The sequence below is a fragment of the Promicromonospora xylanilytica genome (genome assembly GCF_054782895.1).
Genome location: NZ_BAAGRP010000010.1, coordinates 20,268 through 30,705, shown reverse-complemented (window position 1 = coordinate 30,705; position 10,438 = coordinate 20,268). Strand labels below are relative to the sequence as shown.

At 68.5% G+C, this 10,438-nt stretch carries 4 protein-coding genes; 1 reads left to right on the top strand and 3 read right to left on the bottom strand.

What is annotated here, in order from left to right:
* Positions 1-92: 92 nt before the first annotated feature.
* From ACYVK7_RS12115 to ACYVK7_RS12105, 3 genes are read right to left on the bottom strand one after another with little or no spacing between them, the layout of a single operon-like run.
* Positions 93-3,425, bottom strand: a complete 3,333-nt coding sequence (locus ACYVK7_RS12115) for a hypothetical protein (protein ID WP_460887965.1) — start codon at positions 3,423-3,425, stop codon at positions 93-95.
* Positions 3,426-3,427: 2 nt separating this feature from the next.
* A complete protein-coding gene (locus ACYVK7_RS12110; RefSeq protein ID WP_460887964.1) occupies positions 3,428-6,829 on the bottom strand; it encodes a Swt1 family HEPN domain-containing protein in 3,402 nt (1,133 codons plus the stop codon).
* A 1-nt stretch (position 6,830) separates the two neighbouring features.
* A complete protein-coding gene (locus tag ACYVK7_RS12105) occupies positions 6,831-9,674 on the bottom strand; it encodes a DUF1156 domain-containing protein (protein WP_460887963.1) in 2,844 nt (947 codons plus the stop codon).
* 256 nt (positions 9,675-9,930) lie between these two features.
* Between ACYVK7_RS12105 and ACYVK7_RS12100 the strand changes: the two genes are divergently transcribed.
* A complete protein-coding gene (locus ACYVK7_RS12100) occupies positions 9,931-10,398 on the top strand; it encodes a hypothetical protein (RefSeq protein ID WP_460887962.1) in 468 nt (155 codons plus the stop codon).
* Positions 10,399-10,438 lie beyond the last annotated feature (40 nt).

The following is a 10,438-nucleotide window of genomic DNA, read 5'->3' as shown; positions in this document are numbered from 1 at the left end:
GGAGTCCCGGACCGCCAGTAGCGTCTGGAGGTAGCGGCGGTACGTCGAGGTGATCTCGCGGGAGGTGCGGATCGCGTCCAGGCTCTCGGCCATTAGGCTTCCGTTCGGTCGGTGGTAGTGCTGGAGACCAACAGCTCAGCAAGGATCAGGTCGACGGTGACCAGCTCGGGGGCGACCTCGGCGAGCGTGGTCCAGGTCGACTTCCGGCGACCGCTCAGCCAGGTCGCTCCCATCAGGTGACCTCGCGCCGCGTGCCGGGCGGCGAAAGCGTAGGTCAGCGAGATCGCTGGCACGACCCGCCACCCGCCGTCCGCATCACGGGGTGAGCGGGCGAGCACGCTCGCCGAGGCGACGGGATCGGCGAGGACGGTCAGGAATCGGCGGCTCTCCGCGAACAGGTCGTGGGCGTTCTTCATGAGCCAGGACAGGCGTTCGTCACGGCGTCGCTCTACGAACGCCATCCCTGCTGCAACGCGCGCGTCGAGGCTCAGCAGGCCTTTCGGTACCAGACCCATCTGCTTGACCATCGAGTCTCGCGCGGCCGACGGCAACCCGTCGAAGATCACTGCCGACTGGTCGAGCAGTCCCGCTTGCGGGGCGGGGTCTGTCCCAGTGCGCAGCGCGGTCACCTCAGGACCGCACACTGCGATCGCGGCCTCGGCCTCCTCGTCGGACCAGTCGCCGTCTGCCGCTGCTAGCAGCATGGCCGGTAGCGCGTTACGGACGTTCCAGACGAGCGGCTCGTCGTCGTGGGCGTTGGCGAGATCTGCCCACGCCAAGCCCGACTGGACGATGAACGACGGGACCATCTCGCCCGGCGCCCGGGACTCGGTCACCGACAGGAGGGCCTCACGAGGGCGGGACCGCAGGATCCGATCCAGCACCGTGCGAACGGTCGTGGCCCGGGCACCGATCCCGAGCCGTTCGGCCAGTCCGCGGGTGGTCCAGACGGCTTCAAGGTCGGCGACGTCGTCAGGTTCGGGACCCTCGTCCGCCAAGTACGCCGATAGCGTGGTGAGGTCTGCCTGGTCGGACCGCACGTGGCCGCTGATCTCGACGAGTCTGCTGTCACCAGGTCCCGGCCACTCAGGCACGTCAGCGGGGACCCACGGGTCCTCGATCCGGACCGTGACAAGGAGCGGTCCCGCGTTCCGCAGGTCCTCCGGGAGCTCCACCCGGCCGGCCTTCACAGGAAGCGACACGGGTGACCGCCAAGGTGCTGTCGTCGCATAGACGATCGCTGTCAAGCCCTCGACGTCCACGGAGTCGACCAGCTCCAGTCCCGCGGCCGTCGGGCGTATGAAAGAGCACAACCGCTGGGGTCGCACGTGCCCGACGACGAGCCCACCCTCCGGATCGAGGGCAAGACGCCCGTGCGGGTGGGTGGCCAGCGTGTCCGTCAACCGCGCCAGATTGAACTGGTACATCCCGTTGCGTCCCGCGCCGGGTTCGACTACTTGTTGGACTCCGCCCGCCGTCAGGAAGTGCAGCCGCGGCTCGGCCGCCTGCCCCACGTCCAGGACGAGTGTCCCCGGATCGCTGCCCAGGCCCTCCTGCGAGAGCTGTAGCGGACGGATCGACGGCGCGAGGCTTGAGCCCGCGGCCTGGTAGGCGACTGTCATGTGCGGCGGGCCAACGACGAGCGTCAGCCACCGGTCCCGAGCGCCCGCCCGGACGTGGGTCACGCGGGCGACTGAGGGTAGCTCGAGGGTGTCGCGGGCGAGCGCCACCCCGTCGTCGGCTCGGAGCGTGACCTTCGCGGGCTGAAGCCCACCACCGGCGTCGAACCACCGCCAGGTTGGCGTGGACGTCGCTCGCAGCCCCTCGACCACGTCGAAGGCCCGAGACGTCCCGCGCCCCCAGGGCCCGCGGACCTGGAGGGTGAACGAGCCGACCAGCGGCCGGTCGATCCGCTCCCAGATCTCGTCAGGGTTGCCGCCGTCGCTGCTCCGCCACCGCGCCACGGCGAGACGGTCGGCCGCAAGCAGAGAGACTTCCCACTCGGCCTCGCGCAGCTCTTCCGGCAGCGCGATCGATGGCAGGTGGGCATGGACCGGCCGTCCCAGCGTGGTGCGCACCCCAGCCACCGGATCGCTGATCTGGATCCGGGCCGAGGCGTAATTGCGGACGGCACGCGGCGATCCCGTGCCTGCGATGGAGACTGACTGCGCACCCTCAAGATCGACCAGGAGCAGGCACCAGCCGGCCCAGCCGGGTGGCAACGGACTCTCCGTCCGTACGTTCCGCGTGCCCGCTACCACCAGGTCGTCGGGCGTGCCCGGAAACAGGAACCAGACGGGTCGACCGGGTAGCGGCACTGCAGTCGACCGCAGCTCACCGTTCTCGTCGAATGCCAGGAGGGGATCCGCATCATCCACTACGTCGACCGTGGCGGTCAGGTCCTCATGATCCGTAAGAGCTGCCGAGACCAGCCGGACAGGGCGATGCAGCGGGACGTCGGTCGATGGAGCCTCGTCGAGACCCGGTGGGACGACATTGGCCTTAACGCGCTGCCTGGTCCCATCTGCGTCCACGATCCAGGTTGTCGCCCGGTCGCTCACCGACGACGCCGACGGCAGCCGCAGGACAACCCCAAAACCGAAGGGGTCCAGCACCAGGCGCGGCTGCTGGTCCGCTGCGCTCGCGACCGAGGACATCGAACCGCGGGCCGCCCGTGCCACCCGGCCCTTGCGCTGCAGATCCTGGGCCACCGCGGCGAACCGCTCTGGCAGGGCGACATCCGACCCATCACCGCCACCGGTGACGGCGTCCAGCAGGTCGAAGACGCGACTGGTGACGTCAACTGCGAACTCGCCGCCGTACTGGAGGAACCGGGCGACCGGCTTGTCGACGTTGTGCAGCGCACCTCGACCCGCCTGGGCGGAGGCCCAGGAGACGAAAGCCTCGGCGCTCAGGCCGGCGATCCCGGTGCGGCGCCTGCTGACCAGCTCGAAGTAGACAGGGAGGCAGGACGTCGGCATACCGGAGTGCATGAGGATCCGGCCGACGTACCGGGTCCCGGCGTCGTCGCTGTCCTCGAAGGCAGGCAGGCCCAGGGCGTGCAGGTTGTCGAGGAACGCGGTTCCCCAGGTCTGTTGGAACCCCTGGACCGGGCTGCTCATCCCCACCGACTTCGCCAAGAACGGCCAGAAGGTGTTCGAGGCGTAGTGGTCGGTCGCCGCCCCAGTCGTCGCGAGGACGTGGACCGCCGGCCAGCGCTGGAGGATCCGGCGGTGGTCGCGCGGCTCAGCGCGCAGGTAGAGCCTGCCCAGAACGCCGAGGGCCTGCTGCCGGAACTCCGGCTTGATTCTGTCCAGTGCTTCGGCTACCAGCGAGACGTGCGACAGCCGCTTGCTCCAGCTCTCTTCCCGGATGTCCAGTAGTTCGCGGGAGGAAACGGTCTTGCGTCCATCCGCCGTCGACATCGTTACCTCTCCTCAAAGCCCTTCTGCTCCAGTCCGAGCACGTTCGCGTTCTCGCTGACCGTCCGGATGGTGCTTTCCGAGAAGCCGTCGGGGTTCTGCGCCTCGACCTCGACGGTGATCCGCAACGACGTCCCGTCCGCAGCGGTCAGAGTGCTGAGGATCTCCTCACGCAGCAGGTTCCAATCCTTGACGTAGGAGACCGGATCAAGGGTCTTGGAACCGAAGAACCGGCGCTTCGGCTGGTCCCGCGGCGCGAGCTGCGCGCCGCTCGCTTCGGTGGTGACCCGGCCGTCGTTGTTGTCGGCCGCGGGTTCGTCCTCGGGACCGGCGACTGGCCGCCGGTCACTTGCGCGCTGCGCGACGGCTCGGTCCGGCCGCACGAGCAGCCACGTGTCCGGTACCGACGGGGGTTCCGGCAGGTCGCCGGGGAGCCAAAGGTCAAGGTAGCGCCCGCTCGCGTCGTCGTACCCGGAAGCCAGGGCGAATCCCTCCGCCTGCCAGACCAGAGAGCTGCCGACCGCCAGCACTGCCTGCTCCAGAACCTCGCGGCGGGGGAGCCGCTGCAGGTACGGGTACTGGGTGTACCAGGTCCACAGCGTCCCGAACGCGACGTGCCCGTCCGCCCAGGCCGAGGCGAGCGGTCCGTCCAGGGCGATCCGAACCAGCGCGGTCCCGTACAGGTCGGCCAGCTTGCCCACGCTCTTGAGCTTGGCGGTGACCCGCTCGGCCATCGAGGTCGGGCCGTCGGTGAGCCGGTCGAACGACAGCGTGACCTTCGCCCCCGGCTGCCCCACCGGGGTCAGCAGGGCCGTGTACGCCGCCCGGAGCCGAGCCTCGACCATGACGTCCAGATCCGCCGCGCGCTTGATCGCCTGATTCTTCTGCTGCAGGGACAGGCCGAGCTCCTCGGCGCGCTCGACGACGTACCGCCAGCCCAGCCCTTCGCGGACCGCGTTCTCCAGGTCGCCGTAGCGGCCGCGGTCGGCGGCCAGGAAGACCACCTGGTTCCGCCTCTGCCGCTGGCCCGACCCGGCCCGCGTGAGTGCCTCCTCGGCGAACTCGGTCGCCTGGGACGCGTCCTTCGCCCAGGTGCGCCGCGGGTGGACGAGGACGAGCCGGAGCGCGTCACCGTCGGGCACGTCGCCGGCGTCCTCCGGCGCGGCGTGCACCGTACCGAACTGGCCCTTGGCCTTGCTGTTCTCCTGGCGGAGCCGCGTGACAATCTCCGCGTAGACGTCCTCCTCCGAGTACCCAGCAGCCTTCTCAGCTGCCAGCCGGGTCGACGACGCCGCCGTGTCATACCAGGATCGGTCGCCGTCCTCGTAGAAGTACGTTGCCCGGGTCGAGAGGAGCTCCCGGGCGTCGCCCAGGTGGTTCATCACGTCGCCGGGGACGGCCGCACCGAGCCGCAGCCGGCGGATGTCGACGCCGACGTGCTGCGTGCGCAGTGTCGGCACGGTCGCCATGAACACCGTGCGGGCGATCCGGCGGGTCAGGTGCCGGGACCCGAAGGCTGGCCGCTCGCCGTCGATTACCACTGGCGTCGAGCCCGGGCCGTCCACGTCCTTGTCGATGATGGGGCGCCAGTTGTCGTCCAGGTAGTGGGTGATCTCCGAGTACACGTCCGACGACGAGACCGGCACCACGCCCGGCGTGATCAGCGGCGCGGTATCCCCGGCATTCCACAGGGCCGAGATCACCTGGCTCATCAGCCGCAGCACGCCGCGGGTGCGCTGGAACTTCGGCAGGGCCGACCAGTCCTCATAGAGCCGGTCGAACAGCTCGGGGTGGATCGGGTAGGCCGCCTTGATACGGGCCTCGTAGGCGCCGTTGGTGACGTCCTTTGGGAAGAACCCGTGGTTGTCCTGGTAGAACTTCACGTACTGCTTGGCCACGGCCGCGATGTCCGCGAGGGCGGCCGCGTCGGGCTGCTGGAAGAGCCGCCTCCGGACGATCTCGAAGGACTCCAGGCCGGTTGCGGGACGCCAGTCGTCGGCGTTGCGGCCGATGACCTGCTGCAGCATCTCCAGCGCCACACGGCCCTTGGGCCCGCCGACCTCCAGCGCGGACCCGCCGCCACCGTTGTCGATGGACTCAGAGTCGGGGATTGAGACCACGAGCATCACGCCCGGCGTGGACTTCGCGAGCTCGGTGAGGTGCTGGGCGAACGTGAACTGGCCCTCGAAGGTGCCGCCGGGCAGCGGCGCCGGCGCGTCGACGAGTAGGCGGGCGTAGGCCACCCACTCGTCAACGAGGATCAGGATCCGCTCGCCGCCGTCGACGATCTCGCGGACCAGCTCGTCGAGTACGGTGCCCGGCGGCGTGCCGTTGGCGTCCGCCTCGGCCACGCGCGCGTAGGTGGCCTGGCCGCCGCCCGGGGCGCCGGCCTCACCGAGCTGCCAGGCGAGCTCGCCCCACAGGGTGCGGATCGTCGTCCCGTCCGGCTTGGTTGCCGTCTGGCCAGGGGATAGGCGAGTCCCGACGAGCGTCACCCGCCGCACCCGCAGTGCGGCCAGCGGGTCCGGCTCGTCGGTCGTAGCTGTCAGCACGTGCCCGACGACGTCCTGGGCGCCGGCAGGCAGTGACCGCGCCTCGATCCCGGAGAACAGGTGGAATAGCGCGAGCATTGAGTGCGTCTTGCCGCCACCGAACTGGGTCTGCAGGTTGACGACCGGGGAGGCGCCACCGTCCCCGGAGAGGCGGCGCAGGGCCCGCTCCAGCAGGTCCTGCAGCCCGGATGTGATGAACGTCCGGGCGAAGAACTCCAGCGGGTCCGCGTACTCCGGCGACGTGGACTGCCCGGTCGCGACCTGGTGGAGGTCCGCGGCGAATTCCGCGCTGGAGAACTGGCCCTTCATGACGTCGGGGTGCGGGACGACGACGTCGCGCCACGGCTTGACCGCCACGCCCGCCAGCGTGCCGGCGACGGCGATCGGGGCGACCTTCGAGGCGCGGTTGCGGGCCTGCTTCTCGTAGACCTCACGCTGGTGCTCTGAGCGTAGGGTCGCGACGGCGTCGGCTTGGTCGGCCGCGCCGATGGCGATCAGCAGGCGCTCGATCGTGTCCAGGGCCCGGTAGGTGTCGTCCGAGGAGAACTTTTCGCCGTGGTGGGCGCGGTTGGCGGTGTCGCGGAGCTCGGTCGCCAGGGCCGACTGGGGGCGCTCCAGGTCGTCCTTGAAGACCTGCCACCGCTCGGTAACGATGCGAAGGAGAACGCGGACGTCGTCCTTGGTGTAGGTCTTGGCGGTGCCGAACTTGGCGTTCTCCTGCGAGGACCACAGCTCCAGCCAGTCCGTCCCGGAGGGGGCGTGCATCGCCATGCGCATCTCGACCCACGGGAGGATCCCCTCCTGCAGCATGTCGAGGCCGCGCAGTACCTTCTCGTTGTTCGTCAGGGTGGCCATGTCAGTTGGTCTCCTCGGTGACGGTGTCGAAGTCGAAGCCGTCCTGGACGGCGGGCTTCGGGAGGCTCTGGGCGGTAGCGGCGACCTCGGCCCAGGCGCCGCCCAGGCCGTTGAACAGGCCAGCGGTGGTGGCGTCCTTGGTCTCCATAAGCTCGTAGAGGCGCAGGGCGAGGCGCTGGACGTCGTCGAGAGAGAGCTTGCCCGTGCCTGACGACGGTGTGCCGGTCGCCTCACCCGTGAGGCCCGCCATGAGGCGGGCGGCGGCCTCCCGACCCTCGGTGGCGTAGGCGCGGGCGAGGTGGCAGGTGACCTCCCAGACGGAGGCGCGGTCGTCGCGGGTCGGGTCCCAGGACGGGTCGAGGTCCAGGGGCTTGATGAGGGCCACCTTGCCGCCGCCGGAGGTCAGGATGCCGCCGCGTGCGATGCCATCGACGCTCAGGCCGAGGGGGACAGCGAGAGACTCGGCGTCCCCGTAGGGGCGCGTGGTCCAGCCGTAAGACTTGTACCAGTCGAGGCAGAAGCGGGTGTCGGGGTCGACATCGGCGTCCTGCTCGGTCTCGATCGCGTCGAAGGTGGCATTGATGAGGGCCAGGGCGGTCTTGACGGGCATACGGGCGCCGTCGGACTCCAAGACGCGGGAGTAGCGGGAGTAGACGGCCATGCCGGGGCCAAGGATGGTCTGGCGGAGGTCCGCGGGGGCGATGGCGCCCTCGCGGATTCGGGGGAGGGCTTCTTCCAGCGCTTCGCGAAGGACGGCGAGGAAGCCGGTGCGGTCGGTGGCGGCCGCGGTCTCGGGGCGGGGGCGGAGTGCGAGGACAATGCTTGAGGCGAGGGCGTTCGATCCAACGGCACGCATTCGATTGCCGAGTTCGGAGCGCACGGGCCACGTAGCGGTGATGGTCCAGCCTTCACGGATCATGCCGTCGAGGAAGGTGGACCAGCCGGTGCTCGCGACGCCCTCGGACTCGAGCTCCTTCTGCTTGAAGGCGTAGAAGATGGTGATCGGGTAGTCGGGCGTGGCGGACTGGCGGGCGCGGCCGAATACGTGCTCGAAGCCGGTCTCGAAAAACTTCTCAGCCTGGTCCTTCCCGCCGTGGCGGAAGGGGTTGGCGACAAGCTCCTCCGTTTTAGGGACGAGCATCGTGCTGAACAGGCTCGGGTGAATCTGGCGGAGCGAGCGGCGTAGCCAGACGTAGAAAAAGTCGCTGAGGTCGGAGTAACCGATGTTGTCGTAGTAGGGCGGGTCGGTGGCGACGAGTGTCTGCTCGTATCGGCGTGTCGCCGCGTCGGCCTGCTGTACTTGACCTGAGGTAACCGCTGGGAGCAATTCAATCGCCTTCGGTATGAATTGAAATGCGGGAGTCCAACCGCCTGCGCTATTGCTGCCAGGGTTGGACTCCGCAAAGTCCCAGATCATGGGAATTGCCTGACGGGTGAACAGGTGACCGACTTGTTCCTTTCCTGCATCTGGGCGCCATTGGCAAAGTGAATTCATGAAGTTTGTGTATCTACTCACGCCGAGCCCAAGGTACGACGCAACGGCGTCGGCGTAGTCTTTGACATCTAGATTCCCCTCAGGAGAATCGATCCTGCCCGATCTTGCTTTGACTTCGGCATCCTCGAGGACCTTATCCCGCGCCTCGGTTACGAGATCGCTGAAAGCGGTCAACGCGACGAGTTGCCGGTTGGTGAACAGGTCCGACCATGCAGTAATCCCGTACCCCTGAACTCGAAATCCGAGCGCCGCGTCTGGTAGCGAACCCGAAGGCGTGGACGTCGGAGAGGCCGAATTTGCGACCTTTGTGTCCTCTTCGGTTGGCTCGAGATAAATGCGCTGCCGCTTTCCCTCTGCGGCAACGGCCATGAGCTGAGCGCCGATCCGGCCTGCTTTGCCCTCGGCTCGGATTGCCTTGAGCTCGATTGCCGTACTGCAGGAGACGCAGGTCGCGCCCTTCCTGTCCACCGTTCCGTCGTTCACCGCTGTCGGCGCCTGAACGCTGTCGTGCCTAATGCGGAAGGCGACCCGCTTGCCCGCCGGAACGGTGTCGTCGTGGACCACCTCGGGGACGATGTAGGCCTCCTTGCCCTTCTTCTTGCCGAGCCACCATGAGCGGACAAGCGGCATCTGGATGCCACACGCCGGGTTCGGACAGGTGACTGTGCGTGCCCAGATCCACGCGATGACGGTGGCCTTCTGCCCGGACGGCAGCAGCGCCTTCGGATACAGGTGGCCGATTCGCTCTTCGGCGCGGTCTTGCAGCCAGGCGCCGTAGCGGCGCACGTCTTCGGCCAGGCCGGTGGCACGGGGCCAGTCCCCGAGTCGAGACTCCGCAGCTCCCGGGAACACCGGCGGGCGGCCGGCGAACTTCGGCGGGATCTCAATCAGTGCCTTGTTGATGAGCACCGCGACTGGGTTGAGGTCCGAGGCGTGCGCCTCCAGGCCCAGACGCTGGGCTTCCAGCGGAATCGTGCCGCCTCCGGCGAACGGGTCCAGGATCGCCGGCGGGTTGCCGCCGGTGGACTTGAGGATCTCCGCACGTGCCTCGGCGTAGAGGCGCTCGTCGTTGATGCTCTCCCACTTGACCAGCCGCCGGATGATCCCGTGCAGCCGCTCGCGCTCGGCCTTCTGCTCCTCGGGCGACAGCGATTCGTCCGACGACGGGTCGTCCACGAGCTGGGCGAACAGCACTGCCCGCGCGGCCGCGAGCGGGCGACGCGCCCACCACAGGTGCAGCGTCGACGGGTGCCCGTGTCGGATCGACTTCTCCCTTGCCGATTCGGCGTTGATCTCCTCCAGCGGAAGTGAGACTTCGATCAGCTTGCGGCGGGGTGGGAGTGACGTCACCTGCCCCAATATATGACTGGGGCTACCGGCAGGCCGTTCGCCGCCGGGTGACGTGCGAGGTGAAACCTGACGAACTCCGTCCCTGCCAGGGGAATCTTGCAGCGGAGCGCCCGACAAGGCAGGGTTGGAGGCTGTGCCCGTCTCTCCGTCTGGTCTAACGAGTTCGGCCTCGGGGCGAACACTGACCGCCGTACTGCTCTCGCCGCCCACGACGTCGGGGAACCGGACGCGCGCTGCCGTGGGCCGGGCAGCCTCAGTGCTGGGCTTCGACACGGTCACTGTCGGAAACCTCCTCTCTCTTCCGACGGCGTCCTCTCGCGACGTCCGGAACATTGGTAGCGAGCCCAAGACCTGGCTCGCCTCCAGGGAGTCGTTGGCAACGACGATCGCCGCCGCCGATGAGTTGCTCGTAGCCTGGGGACGTCTCTACGATCTGGGCCCGGCGCGCGTGCACGCCCAGGCCCAGATCAGCTGGCTCGCTTTGGCCGCGAAGGCTGCAGGATTCGACGAGGCCTGGAGCGTCGGTCCGGACCAACGACATCCGTCCCGCTGGCACCAGTACACGGCGGACAAGTACGGCCGTACATCGGGTGGGACGTCCGAGCAACGTCTCCACGAAGTGCTGGTGTCCCTGCCCTGGGAGGATGTGATCGCGCAGGTCTCGGGTGGGAGGAAGGTTGCCTGTGAGACCGCAGACAACGCGCCCCGTCCTAGAGCTACCTGACGGTCCGAGTGATGTCGACGACCACAAATCTCGGCCCGGC